Origin of the sequence: Steroidobacter sp. (assembly GCF_036406195.1) — a bacterium.
Classification (GTDB): domain Bacteria; phylum Pseudomonadota; class Gammaproteobacteria; order Steroidobacterales; family Steroidobacteraceae; genus Steroidobacter.
Genome location: NZ_DASWVW010000019.1, coordinates 315,009 through 333,285, shown reverse-complemented (window position 1 = coordinate 333,285; position 18,277 = coordinate 315,009). Strand labels below are relative to the sequence as shown.

The following is an 18,277-nucleotide window of genomic DNA, read 5'->3' as shown; positions in this document are numbered from 1 at the left end:
ATGTCGCAAACATCGCCGCTTGACGCGGAGCGACCGCGACGCATGAACAAGTACATACAGTTCCACCGGCGCTCCATCGTCGATCCCGAGGGCTTCTGGGGCGAGGAGGCGCAGCATATCGACTGGCGCACGCCCTTCAGCAAGGTGCTCGACTACTCACGCCCGCCGTTCGCCAGGTGGTTCGTCGGTGGCGAGACCAACCTCTGCTACAACGCCATCGATCGGCACCTGCCGGCGCGCGGCGACCAGCCAGCGCTGGTGTGGATCTCCACCGAGGTAGAGGCGAAGAAAACATACACCTACCGGCAACTGCACGAGGAAGTCTGCAGCGTTGCGGCCATGCTCCAATCGCTAGGCGTCAAGCGCGGCGACCGGGTGATCATCTACATGCCGATGATCCCAGAAGCTGCGTTTGCGATGCTCGCCTGTGCACGCCTGGGCGCGATCCATTCTGTAGTGTTCGGCGGCTTTGCCTCTGCGAACCTCGCCGCGCGCATCGACGACGCCAAACCCGTGATCATGATCACCGCTGATGGCGGCAGCCGAATAGGCAAGGTGCTGCTGTACAAGCCGCTGGTGGACGAGTCGCTGAAACTGGCGAAACACCCGCCGGAGAAAGTGCTCGTTTTCAAACGCGGGCTCGATCCCGACATGCCGTTCGTCCCGGACCGTGACTTCGATTGGGCTGCGCTCGCAAGGAATGTCTCGGGCCGGGATATTGCGTGCCAATGGCTCGAATCGAACGACCCCTCGTACATCCTTTATACCTCCGGCACCACAGGCAAACCGAAGGGCGTGCAACGCGACGTCGGGGGGCACATGGTGGCGCTCGCGTCGTCGATGCGGCGAATCTTCTGCGGCGAGGCGGGCGAGACGATGTTCACGACCTCCGATATCGGTTGGGTGGTCGGCCACTCGTACATCATCTACGGACCGCTGATCGCAGGGATGACGACGATCATGTACGAAGGCGTGCCGCTGCGTCCGGACCCGGGCATCTGGTGGCAGATCGTGCAGGACCATAAGGTCGCCGTGATGTTCTCGGCGCCGACCGCGATCCGAACGCTGAAGAAGCAAGACCCGGCGCATAGAGCGAAGTACGATCTGTCATGCCTCAAGCACCTGTTTCTTGCCGGCGAGCCATTGGACAAACCGACCCACGACTGGATCACGCGCACGCTCGCATGCCCTGTCGTGGACAACTACTGGCAAACCGAAACCGGCTGGCCGCTGCTTTCGGCGCAGCCCGGCGTGGAGATGACACACGTGAAGAGTGGCTCGCCGAGCTTCCCGGTGTTTGGGTACGACGTGCGGCTGCTCGATGAAACCTCAGGCAAGGAAGTCGCGGCTGGAGAGAAAGGCGTAGTCGCCATCAAACCGCCGCTTCCGCCAGGCTGCATGAGCACGGTGTGGGGTGACGATCAACGATTCATCGACACGTACTTCCGCGGCTTCGAGGATCAACTCGTCTACACGACTTTCGACTTTGGCGTCCGCGACGAGGATGGCTACTACTATATCCTCGGCAGGACCGACGACGTGATCAACGTCGCCGGTCACCGCCTCGGCACGCGTGAAATCGAGGAGGCTGCCAGCATGCACCCTGGCGTCGCCGAGTGCGCCGTCGTCGGCGTCACCGACCAGCTCAAAGGCCAGCTGCCGCTCGCTTTCGCTGTCGTAAAGGAGCCGGCAAGCATCGCCTCTGCGGAGGAGCGCATGAAGCTGGAGGGCGAAGTGATGCAGATGGTGGACAAGCAGCTTGGCGCCATTGGTCGGCCCAAGCGCGTGTTCTTCGTCTCGGCGCTGCCGAAGACACGATCTGGAAAAGTGCTGCGACGATCCATCCAGGCGCTCGCTGAGGGACGCGATCCGGGCGACCTGGCGACGATCGAGGACCTCAGCGCGCTCGAGCAGATCCGCGAATGCCTCCGGACCGCGAGAATGACATGAGCCGGCAGCATGAGCTGACGCAGGAGGACCGGAGTAAGCTCGGCGCGCCGGCCCGAGACGAGGCGATGCGCGACAGTCGGACCGAAGCATCGTATTGGCTGTCTCGAGAGCTGTCCCTATTCGGTGATGTGATGGAGCAAGGAGGCGCCGCCGCGCTCGTGTGGACCAGCGCGGACGCTTTGGTGGTGAGTCGCCGGGACACGCGCTTGCCCTACTTCAAGCAGTCTGTCGCGAAAATGGAGCGGGAATATTCAACGCCTGTGTTCGTGCGTGAGTCCGGTGGAACCGCGGTGCGCGTCGGGCCCGGGGTCGTCAATGTGGCGCTCGTTTACTGTCATCCCCGGGGATGCATGGAGGCGTTCGATGTTGGATACGGCGAGCTGCTTCGCTTGGTGACATACGGACTGTCGGATCTTGGACTTTGCCTCGAGCTCGGAGCCGTCGACGGCGCTTATTGCGATGGCGCGCATAATCTCGTCAGTCGTGGACTGAAGATTGCAGGGACCGCACAACGGCGCTCGGCTCGAAAATTCGGCGCCACGCTCGTCCATGGATCGCTCCTGGTGTCGGTCGATCTACCTTCAATGATTGCGCAACTCAACGACTTCTACACAACCGCCGGCGCTCCCACCCAGTATCTCGCAAGTGCATGCACGACCGTCGAGCGCGAGTTGAACCTCGTAGCCTCGAGCGACGCTGGCACCAACAACCTGGTCGGCGCCGTCCAAAGTCGCATTCAAGCCTGCGCAAAGCGATGGACTATGATCCGCAAATTCGATCAGGACTGTGCCTGAGTTATTTTGACGGCCAAACGCGAGCGGCGAGCCGCGATTACGAGGCGCTGCGCCACCTGCCCACGAGCGCCGCACGACGTTCATCCGCGAGCGCCAGCGAGAACGCGAGACCATCATCGAGACGCGCGCGGCTCAGCACGGTCTTGGCCCGATAGAACACCGGGCCCTTGATCCACAATTCCAGCGTCTGTTCGTTCGAGGTAGGTCCCTCCAGACGAGACAGGCACATCGCAGCTACGCGCTGCGAGTGCGGAAATGCCGCCTGAAAACCGAGCAACCGTGCATAGGGCGTCCAAAGATGCAGGCCGTTGTAGTCTCCGCTCATGCCGGCGAACCGCCAACCTCCCGCACGCGGCATGCGAAAACGATCCACCTCCGCGCCCCCGGCGAGATCAGGCGACGCGGCTCGAGGCGCGCCGGCAACAGCGCCCTCGAATCGGCCGCGATAGTAGTACGTGATTTCGCTCTCCCAGCAAAGCCGTCCGCCCCGGGTCGCGCGGCTCAGCAAATCGACCTCGAGCCCCTTCTCGCCGACGCGCTGCGAGCCAACTCGCGTTTCCAGATCGATCACTGCGCCGGCTTCGAGAACCTCGTGTTGGATGAGACGATTGCGGATCTGCAGGGCGCCCCAGATCGGCAGTGGGTACTCTGGATGGGTCAGCAGCTGCATGTGCAGTCTGAAGCCGACGACGTGAGGATAGAGGATGGAAAGTGCGCGCGGGTCTCGCAGTCCGGTCACGCTGGTGAGGTAATGAAGATGACCGCGATCCACGCTCAGCCCTGTCCACCGCTCGACGATCGGTGGGAATCCCGCTTGCCCCGTCCGTCCGCGCGAGAGCATCAGAGCACGAAGCATGAACATGAAGGCGGATGGCGACCTGCGGTGCTCTTCCACTACCTCATTCACCCCGGAAGATGCGGCACGCCAGCCATCACGCCGCTCACTGCTCCGTAGTCGCGAAGGCCAGCGCATTGAGCCTCCTCTTTCCGCGCTTTTCAGCCGTCACAAGCATCTTGTGGCGGCAAAAGAACTATTACGCCGTCGATCTACGAGCATAAGACATGCATGCTGTTTCGCCATTTGACTGAAATCAAATTCGACTCAACGCGAGCATGCGACACCGGCCCCTGATCTTCTTCACATGTCTGCAAGGGACTAGAACGGCCATGAGACCTTGAGCATCCCGCCGTTGGAGCGACCATTTGCGGAGAACTGGCCGCTATAGCCCATGCGCAGCACGAACCCGGAAGATGTGAACACGTCCATGCCCGCTGCCAGCTCACGTACCGTGCGATCCATTGCTTGCGTGATTTCAAACGAACCGCCGTCGATCGGTGCACCCGCCAGTGCGGCAGAAACTTCGATGTTGCCGCCCGAGACGAATCGCGTGATGCCGAAGCGGGCGGAGAACCGAGCGATGTTTTCACCCCATGCTGCATCGAAGCCTGCCTCGAGTGCCGGCCGCACGTGCAAGAAATCATTGTCGCTGCCTTTCACGATGAGACTTCCAGCGCCAGCTCCATGCTCACGGAATGAGTCCATATGCACGCGAGTCGTCCCGACGTCCATCATGGGCCGCACATACCAGCGGTCAAAGTCGAAAGCGTGCGCGAGTCGCATCTGCAACGCACCTCCCAAGACATCCTGATCGCTCTGCGCCCGATACCCCTGATATGCCAGGCGCTCGGTGTCATAGTCACTGAACGAGCCTGATAGGCTGGTAGCCCAGACCGTGTTTCCGAAGACTCCCTTGATCACAGCACCAAGGTGTACGCCACGGCCCGATGCGGACTGCGCGTTGAATCCCATCAGCGTTTGCGTGTCGATCGTGTCGCGCTCGAACGATGCGGCAACACCCGCATACCAGCGATCGCTCAACGCCCACTGAGCGCCGCCACCAATTCGGTTGCTCTTACGCTCGTAACCGTTTGCCTTCGCACGAGCATCGTATTCCTCGCTGCTCGTCGAGAATGAAAGCCACCCGCATTCCTGCTCCGCCGCGAAATGGTAGTCGCCATCGCGCACCTTGCAGCTCAGCAATGCGTCACTGAAGCGCATCCCGGATGCCAGCTGCGAGGAGTGCACTGACGCGTAGCCCCCCGGACTGAGTTGATCGTACGCCTGGCGCAAAGCGGATGCGTCATCGATTGCCACCAGCGACTCGATCGTCGATGTCATGTCGGCCGCGCCGCCGATCGATTGCACCTTGTTCAAGTACTCACCAACGGAGCGTTCCTCGGCAGTCATGCCGCCGGACAGCTGTTCCGGCGTGAAGTCGCTGCTGATCTCCAGCCACATCTCAGCGGCGGATGATTTGATTGCGTACTGTGTGATGAGCGAGGACGGCGCCGTGAGCGCGACATCACCAACGCTCACCCCACCGTCCGCCGACACCAGCGGAACCGTCCACGTGCCGGGTTTGGTCCACCCGGTGTTCATCTGGTTGAGCGCAATGCCGCCGGCCAGCACGGCAGTGTCCGTGACATCGATATGATCGGCAGTCCGCGTGGCATGATCGTAGTCGATCAGCATGTAGCCGCCGGCCAACTGAGCGAGCGAGCCGTTGAGGGTCGTCGCGGCCACGGAGTTCACATTGCCAACAGACCAGGCGCCGGTATTGACCGCCGTCCCTTGCGCTCCAAGGTCGACACTCGCGCCCGACACGAACGTCCCGCCGACCGCATTGGTGAGCGCATTGACGCCGTCGCCCAAGTGCACGTCGCCCACGAGCACGCCGAAGTTCGTCACGGTTTCGTTGCCCGCCCCGGCGCGGATCGCGCTCTGGCCAAGCTGACTCAAGTGGCCGATCGTGCCGTGATTGTTCAGGGTATTGTCCGCAGCGCCGGAGATGACGATGCCCGCAGCACCACCAGCTCCGCCTCTGATGATTGCATCCTCGATGGCGATAGTAATATCGCCGCTTCCTTGCTCGCCGATACTCTCCGCGAAGATGCCATGCGCATCGTCGCCAGTTGCAATGACGTTGCCGGCGAATGTCATCGTGAGCCCTCCAGCACGCCCCCCGGTTGCGTTGCTTTCGGCATGGACTGCGTGGGCAGCCGCTCCGCTCGATGTGATATCTCCGCTGAGATCGAGCACAAGCTCTCCGCTATTTCCTGCGTTCGCTTCGCTGCGCGCGTAGATACCGTGTCCGCCCGCTGCGGCCGATGCGATGCTTCCATTCGCATGGATCGCAATCGGACCGGCGTTGCCGGCGCTCGCAACACTCTGCAAGTACACAGCATGACCATCAAGAGATCCGAAGTCGCCATTCAGCACCGTGTGAATTGCTGCTGCATCCCCTTGGTCGGTCGTGCTTTCTGCATATAGTCCATGGGCGTTCTGCCCGAGAGCCAGGACAGTGCCGCCGAGATCGAGATCTATTGCACCCACATCAGCTGAGCTCGTGCTCTGCGCGTAGATGGCGTGAGCCTGCAACCCCTCGGTTCGGATGCTACCGCTGGATACAACGCGAACCGTGCCAGCATCGCCGGTGCCCGCAGCGCTCTGCGCCAGAATGCCGTATGCACCGTCGCCGCGCGTCCAGATGTTGCCGCTGTTGTCGACCGAAACCTCGCCGGCATCGCCACCGCCACCCAGACTTCCAGCGAAGCTCGCACCTGCACCGTCAATTGAAGTGAGCAGGCCTCGCATGCCGCTGCCGAATTGCGTGCTCGTCACGCCGTGTGGATTGACGATGCCTGCGAGGCCACCGCCGCCAGCGACGCTCTGCGCGACGATGCCATGAGCGAAATCGCCGCTCGTGCGAATCGCGCCGCGATTCGTTACGTCGATGCTGCCGCCCAAGCCCGCAGCGCCGCTGCCACCTTGCATCACCATCTCGATGTTCGTGAGATCGATAATGTCGTCGAGCACGGGAATCTCCGGCATTTCCACCGGAAGGTCGGTGCTGAGATCGAACGTGATTGCGCTGCCGCCGGCACCACCACCTCCGCCCACGCTCTGTGCGACGATACCGTGACCGAATGCGCCAGCGGTGTTGATGTCAGCACTGGTATCGGCGACAACATCGCCGCCGTTACCGCCCTCACCACCATCACCTCCAATCACGAGCCTGGCGCTGAGCTGAAGAACATCGAGGAACGGAATCAAATCGGTGGGATTTGCGCTGAGATCGATTTCGATGGAGCGAGCGTCGCCACCTGCACCGCCACCGCCGCCGACGCTCTGGGCGAGAATGCCGCTGGCGAATACACCGAGCGTGTCGATCGTGCCGGCGCCACTCACATTGACTCCGCGGCCGTGACCGCCCGCGCCGCCGTCACCGCCGATCGCCACGTCGAACGAGCCGCTCGGCATCGGAATCAAGTCTTCGGCGCTGCTCGGAAAGCTGAGATCGACCTTGACTGTCGTCGCGTCGCCGCCTGCGCCGCCGCTGCCGCCAACGCTCTGCGCGAAGATTCCAGTTGCGTGCGCGCCTTCGGTTTTCACCCTGCCATCACTAGCGACAAATACGTCGTTGCCGTGACCGGCGCCGCCGCCGTCACCGCCGATCGCGACGGTGCCGCTGATATCCGTGTTGATGCTCAGTGCAACGCTCGTCGAATTGCCACCGTCGCCACCGCTGCCGCCCACGCTTTGAGCGAACACGCCATACGAACGAAATGCACGCGTCCAGATATCGCCTCGATTATCCACATCCACGACGCCGCCGTTGCCGCCTGCACCACCGGAGCCGCCGATTGCGATAGACGCATTGATCGCAATCGGAATCTCCTCGATGACACCGGCACCTATCGTGTAGGAGAACGCATTGCCGCCCGCGCCGCCGCTGCCGCCCACGCTATGTGCGAAGACGCCGTGACTGCTGCTGCCAAATGTGTCGATGCTGCCCGTATTCTCGACCGTGACTCTGTTGCCGAGCCCGCTGCCGCCCCCATCGCCGCCGAGCGCGATACCGAACGACAGATTTGCGCCGATCGACAGTGACGTCGCGTTGCCGCCGTTGCCGCCGCCCCCGCCAACGCTCTCAGCAAAGATGCCACTCGCGCCGTGGCCGCGCGTCACCAGCCTTCCGTCGTTGCTCACGTCGACTGTGCCGCCATTCGCTCCAGCACCACCGTCTCCGCCGAGTGTCAGATTGAATCCGGTACCCAGCCCGCCCGATTGCGATGCACTGCCGCCGCCTCCGCCTACACTCGTTGCGTAAAGGGCATGCGCGAAGTGACCCGTCGTATCCACGATGCCGGCGTTGAATACATCGACAGCGCCGCCGGCACTCCCTGCGCCCCCATCGCCACCGAGCGAGATGAGACGCGCACCCGAGCCTGCGCCCGTGCCGCCGCCTCCACCGACGCTCTCGGCATGTATGCCACGGGCAGCGAGGCCAAGCGTCGTGAGCGAACTCGTATTCGAAACCGTCACGTCGCCGCCGATCCCTCCCGCGCCGCCGTCACCACCTATCGCGACCGTATCGGCGATGCTGCCTCCGCCATTGCCACCGCCGCCACCTACGCTCTGCGCAAAGATGCCGAACGAAAAATCACCCTCGGTGGCAAGCGTTCCTTGGTTTTGCACATCGACCGACTTGCCGTTGCCGCCGGCATTGCCCTTGCCGCCGAGCGAAGCAAACCACGCGCCGGTTCCGGCGCCATTGCCACCGCCGCCACCCACGCTTTGGGCGTGAATGCCGAAGGAATACAAGCCCGTCGTTGTCAACGATCCGATGTTGCTAACGAAGACTTCGCCGCCATCGCCCGCCGCTCCACCGTCGCCACCGATTGCTGCGAAGAACGCACCTGCGCCAGCGCCGTTACCACCGCCGCCTCCGACGCTTTGCGCGAACACTCCTTGGGAGGCGAATCCAGCGGTGCCGATCACTCCCGAGTTCGTAACACTGACTGTTTTGCCATCGCCCGCGGCTCCACCGTCGCCGCCGAGGGATGCGAACCACGCCCCGCTGCCGGCGCCATTGCCACCGCCACCGCCGACGCTCTGTGCAAACACGCCTTGCGCAGCAATGTTCAGGGTCTCGATCTCGCCGGAATTCGTGACGTACACCTCGCCCCCGTCACCGGCAGCGCCGCCATCGCCGCCGATTGCGGCGAACATGGCGCCAGCGCCCGCGCCATTTCCTCCACCGCCACCAACGCTTTGCGCAAACACGCCCTGCGAGGCGAAGCCTTCGGTGCCGATGTATCCCGAGTTCGTGACGCGCACGGTGTTGCCATCGCCACCATGACCACCATTGCCGCCAAGTGCAGCGAACACAGCACCGGCGCCTGCACCGCTACCGCCGCCGCCACCGACGCTCTGTGCAAACACGCCCTGTGAGACGCTACTAGAGGTCGTGATTTGCCCACTGTTGTCTATCGTGACTTCGCCGCCTCTGCTCGCCGGCCCGCCATTACCGCCGAGCGCGGCGAACACCCCACCGGCTCCGGCGCCGTCGCCGCCGCCACCGCCGATGCTCTGGCCGAAGATGCCTCGAGCATAGTCGCCGCCGATCGCAATCGAACCGCCGTTAATGATCGTGACGTTGCCACCCAGCCCGCCACCGCCACCATCGCCGCTGATCGAGACGAGGCCGCCAGTGCCGCCGCCGCTGCCGCCACCACCACCGACACTCTGGGCGAACAAGCCGTCGCCCGATATGTTCGCTGTGCTGATGGCGCCGAGATTCGTGAGTGTGATCTCGCCGCCATCGCCACCGCCGGAGCCTGCGCCTCCGATGTTGACGAGACCAGCCGCGCTGCCGCCATCCCCACCACCGCCGCCGATGCTCTGAGCGAACACGGCGCGTGCGCGTGCGCCGGTTGTCGAAATCTCACCCTCGTTGAGAACGGTCACTGTGCCGCCGGAGCCGCCGCCCGCGCCGCCGCCGCCGATGGTGACCAGGCCAGCCGAGTCGCCGCCACTGCCGCCTCCGCCACCGATACTCTGCACGTAAATCGCCGTCGCGTCCGCGCCGCTGGTGCCGACCTTACCCCGATTCGTGACTGATACTTCGCCCGCGTGACTGGCAGTTCCGCATGCACCGCCGATGGATGCCAGGCCGGCGCTATCACCGCCCTCGCCGCCTCCGCCACCGACGCTTTGCGCGAAGATTGCGCGCGAGCGGCTGCCCTCCGTGGAGATCTCACCTTCATTCGTGACGATGACGTTGCCACCGTCGCCACCGGCGCCGGCCGCGCCACCGATCGACACGATGCCGGCGGAATCGCCGCCGCTACCGCCGCCGCCACCAATGCTTTGCGCATAGATGGCCGTCGCCTCGACGTTCAACGTGGTGATTGAGCCGCGATTGGTCACGGTCACGTCGCGACCTTCGCTCGCGGCCGCACCGGCGCCGCCGAGCGATGTGATGAATCCCCGGCTGTCACCACCATCACCGCCGCCACCGCCAATGCTTTGCGCGTAGATGCCTCGTGAGCGCAGTCCCTCGGTGCGAACCGCTCCGTCGTTCTCGACTACGACTGTACCTCCATGTCCGCCAGCGCCGGCTCCGCCGCCGAGGCTACTGAACAATGCAGCACCGTCGCCGCCGCTGCCGCCGCCACCGCCGACGCTCTGCGCGAAAATCGCGTGCGAATACTGGTTCGTCGTCGTAATCGAGCCAGAGCTCGCATTGTGAATCTCGACGTCGCCGCCACTGCCGGCGCTCGCACCATGTCCGCCAAACGCCGCAAACCAATTCGATGCCACGCCACCGTCGCCGCCGAATCCACCCACGCTCTGGCCGTAAATGCCATGCGCATGAGCACCGTTCGTCTGCAGAATTCCGCCATTGCGAATTGTTACTTCACCGCCGTCGGTGGCCTCGCCGCCCGAACCCGCCTCACCCCCCGCCCAACCATCGTGACCTCCGGTACCGCCGCTACCGCCGATGCTCTTGCCCCAGATCGCGTGAGCCGCCTGGCCATGCGTGGTGATCTTTATTGCAGCATCGATGGAGACGAGCCCGGCGTTGCCTCCGCTCCCACCGATCGCTGCATCATTCACGAACTCGCCGGCGCCACCGTTGCCGCCAACGCCACCTTCGCTGATCGCGAGAACACCCATGGCGCGATCACCATGAGTCACGATGCTGCCGGTCCCTTCGACTACGACGTTTCCGCCGACGCCGCCGTCTCCGCCGCGGCGCCCGCCATACCAAGTGCTGCCTTCGCCGCCTTCGCCACCCGTGCCGCCGCGGCTGTTCACGACGATGCCGGCAGCATCCGTTCCATAGGTGATGATGCTGCCGTCGTTCGTTGCCCGTAGCGCCGCACCGTTGCCACCGTCGCCGCCACGTGAAGGCTCACCGCAGAAGAAGCAACCATCTCGACCCGCTGCACCCGTGCCACCTATTGTTTGAAGCGAAATGCCGTGCGCGCCGCGGCCGATCGCTTCACCCTCGCGGCCAGTCGTAATGGCTCCCGCGTTCGTTACCGAAACACCGCTGCCGCCGCCTTGGCCCGCATCGGCGAGCAAGTCGTCCACATAGCGCTGCATGTCCGGGAACAATGGCCGATCTGTCGCGGGGTCATCAGTCTTGATCCCACCGACCCCGAACTGCGGAAAGTCGGCGGATTGGATCGTCTCGAGCTCCTCCTCGTCGTTCCAACGCCGCAGCACCGTGAAAGTCGCCGTTGCGAGCATCTCGCCATTCGCATATACGGTGTACTCGATGTGCGTGGCGCGCTCTTCCCCCAGTGGCGGATCCTCGAAATCATCGCCTGGATCGAACGAGACCGTGCCATCGGCATTCAGAATGAATGTGCCGCCGTTGCTGCCGCCCACCTCCTCACCGACGTTGTCCGACGAGCCCGCAACCTCTCGAACCTCGAACACATGATCGCCTGCGGAGAAGCTATTGAGCGAAGCCATCACGTCGGGGTGATAGGCGCTCACCGCGTTGTTTGCGGAAATGCCGTGGGCGCCGTCGCCGAACGTCTCGATCGTCGCCAGATTGTTGACCGTGACCGGCCCGCCAGGGCCCGCGCTACCTGCTGGAATCAGCAGGTCGAGGGCGGCAATGCTCGAGATGCCGAGCGCCCCGCCGCGGCTGTTCGCAACGATGCCGACAGCGTTGTCGCCGGTCGTATTGATGAGCACATCGTTCGATGTGCTGCCGGCATTGATCGTGATGCGACCGCCCGCATTGCTATCGAAGGCGATGCCGGCCCGGTCATGCGTGACGACAACCGTTTCGAGCTCACGAACGTTGAGCGTCGTGATACTGCCATCTTGCGGGACCTGGAGAACGATACCCTGCGATTGGTCGCCGCTGCAGGTCAATGCGTCGCCCGCTGTCGTACAAGGATCGGGCGCTGCTATTGCCGCATTCGCCGCGCACACCGCCGCGATCGCCAGCGCAAGTCGCACACTTCTGCCGCGTGCAAGTGCCGGATTCGCCGTCACAATCGGAGTATCGCCGCCGAGCGCCAAAGGCGCGCAATGCCTATCTGCCATCATCTCTCTCGCTTGTTCGTGTGCAGGCCAGCCAGCACCGGCTCTGCACCGCTTCTCGCGTTGTCCACGCAACGTATGGCTGCCGCCGATCTGCTGCGACAAGCGAGCGGACTCCATGCAACGAATTGTTATCGCTCCTGAGCGGTGCGCAGCCACAGCCTCCTTGGACCGCGCTAGATCTGATCGCGTCGCGCCGACAAAAACCTTGGAACCATCGGAGCACTCCTGGACTCCGGCCACTGCCCGCTCACTCGTCGCCTCGCCTGCGGACCGGGAACTGTACCGCTGCGTAAAGTATTCTTGCTGCAAGGCAGATTAGGAGTTTCTATTGCTTCTCCTGTATGCGGGAAACCGCGCAATGACCTGTGGCAGCTACGCGGAGGAGCTTGCGCGCTCAACAGCGCCACATTCGCAGCGTGGTTCCAGTGCCGAAAGCTGCGAGGGCGGAAGGGACTTGCCTGGGGCTCGAACTCCAATCTTGGCTCGGCCGGCCCCGTGAGTAGTGGTGCTGGCCTCATCCCGCCAGATCGAGGACGGCTTGTGCGGCGGCTTCCTCGCTGGCCGTGAACCGATAACCATTGAGCTCGAGAAACAGCACGCCGATCACAAAACCGGTGCGCTTGTTGCCGTCAACAAAGGGATGATTCTGCACGATGCCTGCCGCGTACTTGGCGGCAAGTTAAAGAATGTCCGAACTGGCTCGCCCGCAGAAAGCGGATAAAGGCACAATCGGCGGCGGTGGCGATACCACCGCCGCTCACGCAGTAGTTTAGTTATAGACGGACCTCTGCCGTGAGGTCCGCCTTCTATCCAGCTCAGCCGGTGCTTCAGAACGACATGTGCATGCCGAGGATGATGCGTCTCTCCATCTCGATCATGTGTGACTGCAAGTCCGAGCGACCTTTGATTCTGGTGGTCTCCAGCCGCTGCTCCTTCAACAGATTCAGCACATGCAGGTTGATGTTGAGCGAATCGGTGAGCTTGTAGCTCGCCGAAAGGTCGAGCTGCCCGAATGGCTTCACATAGCGCAAGGCGCCGCCCACCGCCGCGACCGCGTTGGTTTGCAGATACTCGCCGCGCCACGCATACGACAGCCGGCTCGAAAGCCGATTGTTGTCGTAGTACAGAATCGCGTTGTAGCTGTTCGAGGAAACGCCTGGGATCGTGGTGGCGCTCGCATCGTCGAGCTTCGTCTTGCTGTGGGTGTAGGTGTAGTTGAGCAACGTGCCGAAATCGCTCCAGCCACCGGGCAGGAAATAGAACGGCGTTTGCAGCGAGACCTCCGCGCCTTGGATGCTGGCGCGGTCGCCGTTCACCGGCTCGGTGAACGCGATCACGCCCTGCACCGGCTCGCGTGTCTCCTGGTCCGGAAACGTCGTGAGCTCCTCGGTGGTGCGCTCGCTGATCAGCGAGTCGAGCTTCTTCACGAACAGCGTGCCGGCAAGCACCGCGCCTTGATGGAAATACCATTCCAGCCCGATGTCGCCCTGGTCGGCCGTGTACGGATCCAGGTCCGGATTGCCACGGCTACCGGTGCGCGTGCCCGATTCGATCGTGGTCGAGGGCCGCAAGGAGAACAGGCCCGGGCGCTCCATGGTCCGCGAATAGGTGGCGCGCATGATCAGCTGGTCGGCGACATCAAGCTTCAAATTGAAGGACGGCAGCACGTTGGTGTACGAGCTGTCGACCTTTTTGCTGGAGACCTCGTTGTCGATCAGCTGACTGCCATCCGAAGTCACATCGGTGCGGACGACTCGGACACCGAAGTTCATCTGTGCGCGGCCGAAATCTGCATTGCCTTGCACGTAGCCCGCGGTCGTGCGCTGCGTGACCTCATAGGTTCTGAGGGCGGTGTCATTCGGGCTGCGCGCGAATCCGTCGGCGGTGTATGGATTCACCCCGCCCATGAAAACGTCTTCGACTCGGTCCGTATCAACCGCGAGTATCCGCGAAGGCACGTTGCCCGGCGCACCGCGCACGTGGAAGTCTCGATAGCGGAAGGCTGCATCCAATGTCGACGGCCTGCCAGCGAGCACCGGACTGCCTTGCAGCAGATATGCCGCGGTACCTCCGGTGTCGGAGGTCAGATCCGAGTAACGCGCCCCAAATTGCACGCTGGTGAGCGCCGAGTCCTCGAAAGTGCGCTCGAAATCCAACTTGGCGGACAGGTTCTCGTCTTTGACGCGATAGCTGTCGAAAATAAAGATGTTGAAGCCGTAGTCTTCGGGGTTGCTGCTGAAGTCCGTCAGGTTCGAGGTGAAGTTGGGAAAGTCCTTGCCCGCGAACTGGTACGAGACGGTCGCATCGTTGATGGCAAACGAATACAGACGCAGCTCGTTGAGCGTTTCGCGGCTCACGAAGCCGAGGAACGGTGAAATGCGCCAGTTATCGTTAGGCCGCCAATCCAGTTGGAACGTGGTCTGCAACAGCTCGTCCTGCCTCGGGCGCTTGCTGGTGCCGATGCGGTTCTGCACGTGGGGGAATACCCCGGAGACGACGGCGCCATCCTCGATCGTGTAGCTGGTCGGCATCGCCACCATGTCTTCGATCGGCACGTCCGGCCGGTCGTCATGCCGTGCGCCGCGACTGTCGGCGTAGATCGCATTGAACGCCATTTCTACGGTGTCGCTGGGCCGGAATTGGGCTGCGAGTGTGCCCGCCCAATTGTCACGCTCTTCGGTGTAACTGTAGTAAGCGATCGTCCTCGGAGTCACCGCGTTCAGCAGTTCGGCGGGCGCCGCTGCCTGAGTCGCGGGGCTGGCCACATCGCGGAATCTTGCCCAACTGCCGAACGACGTGTCGTTGGTTGCAAACTTGGTCTCGGAGTACGCGACTGCCGCCGAGAGTCCGAACGTATCGTTCCAGTTGTTGCTGATGCGTGCGAAGGCGCGTGGCGCAAAGTCATCGGTCATGTCCCCGGTGACGCCTTCGACCACGCCATTCACCTTCAAGCCGTCGTACGACAATGGTTGCGGCGTTTCGAGCAGCACGGCGCCGCCGATGCCGCCCTCCACCATGCTCGCGCTGGGCGACTTCGCGACTGTCGCGGTCTGGAACAACTCGGATGCGATGGACTGAAAGTTGAAGCCGCCGCCGTTGCTCGCCATGCCGTCGATCTCGACGCGATTGAAGGCGTCGCCGAGACCGCGCACGTCGATGACCGTGCCCTCGCCGAGATCGGAGCGTGAGATGGACACGCCCGGAATGCGCTGCAAGGACTCGGAAAGATTCAGATCCGGAAACTTGCCGATGTCTTCCGCCGAGATGCTGTCGAGCACGCCGACCGAATCCTTCTTCAGGTTCAGCGACTGCTGCAGGCTGCCGCGCAGGCCTGTCACTACGACTTCCTCGAGCGAGACATCGCTGTTGGTGCTGGAGGCCGTGGTTTGTGCGCCGATCAGCGGCGCGTACATCGCCAGGCCATAGATCCCGAGTGCCACGGCGGCACGCGGGGTAAATCTCGACGTATTCATCGTGCTCCCCTTTTATCTCTTATCGAGCTTCGAACCGGAATGTAGATTAATTACAGTTCCGACTACAGTCAATGACATTTAGTAATTAAATTACAGCGAGGCAACCGACCGGAGTCGGCCCCTAAATGTTGATGAAGATGCGGCGCCGGTACATCCATTGACATAGCGCCCAGATGCTCAGCCAGGTGAGCAACGCGGTGGCCATGAGTTGCGCACCGGCCCCCGCCCCCTCGAACAACGACCGCATGAACGGCCAGACCAGGCGGTGAACCGCAGTGGCGCCGCCCAGATTGATGAACAGGAAAGCGAACAACGAGTTCATGCCGACCGCCACGGCGAAACTCGTATAGCGCTTCCATCCTTTGATATCGACCAGCCAGTAACACAGAGCCAACGCCAGCAGACACCAGCCGCCGCTTGCGAACACGAACGAGCTGGTCGCAATGCGCTTCACTATCGGAGTCCAGGGGTCGAGCGCGTAGCCGATGGCGAGGCAGGCGATTCCACCTGCGGCAAGCACCGCAAGCTTTCTCCTGGCGGGCAGTGCGCTCATCAGCAGTTGGCCGGCGAGCACACCCCAAATGGTGTGCGCGCTGGTGGACACCGCATTGAAGGTCACCCAGTGCCCGCCTTCAAACGTATTCCAGCCCATCAGCAGGAAATCGACGTAGGTGCCGAAATTGCGATCCGGCACGAACGGTTGATCGAAGCCCGGGATTCCGGCGAATCGATAGAGCAGCTCGGCGCAAGCGATAAGAGCGACCGACGCGGCGAGTTGGCGCGCCCAATGCAGTCGCATCAGCAGGAACGCGAGCGGATAGGTGAACGCCAGCTGCGCCAGCACATTCCAGTAGCGGAACACGATGCGCTCGGCCAGATAGATGTAAATCGTCATGCCGAGCAAGAGCAGAACGATCGCGCGCCGGAGCACGTGCGGCCCGGCAGTTCGCAAGCCGCTGCCGCGCCGACGGCACGCGAACGGGATCGCGACACCGACGATAAACATGAAGAACGGCTGGATCAGATCCCAGAACCGCAGGCCATGCCACGGATGATGGTGGAAGTTGATGCCGAGACTCGCCACCCAGGTATGCGCGAACGGCTCGCTCAGCATCACGTCGTAGACGCGCGCGCCCTCGCCGATCAACAACAGCATGGTCAGCCCGCGAAATACATCGAGTGAGACCAGACGTTCGGCTGCTTCGCTGCCGTTCATGGGAGTTGCAGCCGGCGGATCGGAGCGACCCGCCGGCGATCCGTGGGTTAGATAGTGATCTGCAACTGCGGCGCAGTCTTCCACGCGCCGCGGGTGAAATCAGGGAAGTCCCGCGGACGACTGCGATCGTGCACGGACTGCTCGCTGATATCGAAGATCACCGACCAGGCAGCGGCGTCGTACACGTTCTGATCGAGCGGCAGGCCGTTGCGCAGGCAATACACCAGGCGCCAGATCATCACCAGATCCATGCCGCCATGTCCGCCCCCCTGCTCCACCGTAATGCTCTCGAGCTTCTTCCACATCGGGTTGTCGTACTTCTGCTCGAATGCCTTCAGGTCGATCCATTCGTGACCGCCGCCCTCGGACTCGAGCGCGAGACGATCCGGATAGCCGGTGAAGGTGCCCTTGTCGCCCTGAATCAAGTTGATGCGACTGTAAGGCCGAGGTGTTCCGATGTCGTGCTGGAGCAGAATCGTGCGGCCGCGCACGGTCTGGATCAGCGAGGAGTTCATGTCCTTGAGCACTTCGCGCAGTTGCTTGCGGGCCTCCGCCGGCTCGAGCTTGCCGCGCTTGTATGTCTTCTTCCGCTTCGGAAACGTGCTCATCGAAACCAGGTAGTCGAAACGATCGCCGCGGTTGATGTCCATGTACTGCGCAATCGGTCCCAGGCCATGCGTGGGATAGACATTTGCGCGGCGATGGCTGTACCACTCCGGCCGCCACGACCCCTCGCCCACTTCCATCGTGCTCGAGAGCAGGTCCCACAGATTGTGGATGTATCCACCTTCAGCGTGCGCGATTTCCCCGAGCAGTCCGTCGCGCACCATGTTCAACACCATGAGCTCGGCGCGGCCGTAGCAGCAGTTCTCGAGCATCATGCAGTTCACACGATGTTTCTCGCTCGCGTCCACCAGCTTCCAGCAGTCTTCCACGGTGAGCGCCGCCGGCACTTCGACCAATGTTTCTTTGCCGGCGGCCATGGCGTCGAGCGCCATGGGCACGTGCCACTCCCACGGCGTCGCGATGATCACGGCATCGACGTCCGAGCGTTCGACCAGCGCCTTGTACGAGTCGGGACGGCCGGTGAACAGCGCCGGCTTCTTGCCGGTGCGCTCGGTGACGAGCTTGGCCGCCTTATCGAGCGTCGGTCCGTGGGTGTCGCACAGCGCGGTGACTTCAGCACCTTCGACTGCGAGCATCAGCCGCAACAACTCGTGGCCGCGCATGCCGACCCCGATGTAACCGAAGCGCACCTTGTCCATTTTCGGCTTGACAAGATCCATGACGCTGCCGCCAGTCTTGCCATTCGGCGCTGCCGCGCGCGCCGAGATATGACTTCCCAGTGCCAGCGCGCTCGATGCGGCGATTGCGGCACCTAGCAACTGGCGTCGTTCTCTATCGACCATCTTTCACTCCCCGCTTCAAG

At 62.9% G+C, this 18,277-nt stretch carries 7 protein-coding genes and 1 pseudogene; 2 read left to right on the top strand and 6 right to left on the bottom strand.

What is annotated here, in order from left to right:
• Positions 1 to 42: 42 nt before the first annotated feature.
• Together VGE08_RS09480 and VGE08_RS09475 are read left to right on the top strand one after the other, a co-directional pair.
• Entirely contained in the window at positions 43 to 1,950 is a 1,908-nt protein-coding gene (locus VGE08_RS09480) for a propionate--CoA ligase (RefSeq protein ID WP_331067625.1), read from the top strand.
• Entirely contained in the window at positions 1,947 to 2,744 is a 798-nt protein-coding gene (locus VGE08_RS09475) for a lipoate--protein ligase family protein (protein WP_331067624.1), read from the top strand. The genes VGE08_RS09480 and VGE08_RS09475 overlap by 4 nt, the downstream gene beginning before the upstream one ends.
• Positions 2,745 to 2,781: 37 nt before the next feature.
• Here VGE08_RS09475 and VGE08_RS09470 read toward each other — a convergent pair whose 3' ends face one another.
• From VGE08_RS09470 to VGE08_RS09445, 6 genes and pseudogenes are all read right to left on the bottom strand, one after another.
• Entirely contained in the window at positions 2,782 to 3,600 is an 819-nt protein-coding gene (locus tag VGE08_RS09470) for a hypothetical protein (protein ID WP_331067623.1), read from the bottom strand.
• Between the two features lie 300 nt (positions 3,601 to 3,900).
• Positions 3,901 to 12,159 (bottom strand): hypothetical protein, encoded by an 8,259-nt coding sequence (locus VGE08_RS09465; protein ID WP_331067622.1) that lies wholly within the window; start codon positions 12,157 to 12,159, stop codon positions 3,901 to 3,903.
• A gap of 514 nt (positions 12,160 to 12,673) precedes the next feature.
• A pseudogene (locus VGE08_RS09460) lies at positions 12,674 to 12,838 on the bottom strand (type II toxin-antitoxin system death-on-curing family toxin); the annotation flags it as partial.
• Positions 12,839 to 12,986: 148 nt separating this feature from the next.
• Positions 12,987 to 15,632: a TonB-dependent receptor gene (locus VGE08_RS09455; protein ID WP_331067621.1), complete on the bottom strand. Its 2,646-nt coding sequence runs from the start codon at positions 15,630 to 15,632 to the stop codon at positions 12,987 to 12,989.
• A gap of 121 nt (positions 15,633 to 15,753) precedes the next feature.
• Complete coding sequence (locus tag VGE08_RS09450; protein ID WP_331067620.1) at positions 15,754 to 16,848, bottom strand: acyltransferase family protein; 1,095 nt, start codon at positions 16,846 to 16,848, stop codon at positions 15,754 to 15,756.
• A 47-nt stretch (positions 16,849 to 16,895) separates the two neighbouring features.
• Positions 16,896 to 18,257, bottom strand: a complete 1,362-nt coding sequence (locus VGE08_RS09445; RefSeq protein WP_331067619.1) for a Gfo/Idh/MocA family protein — start codon at positions 18,255 to 18,257, stop codon at positions 16,896 to 16,898.
• Between the last annotated feature and the right edge of the window lie 20 nt (positions 18,258 to 18,277).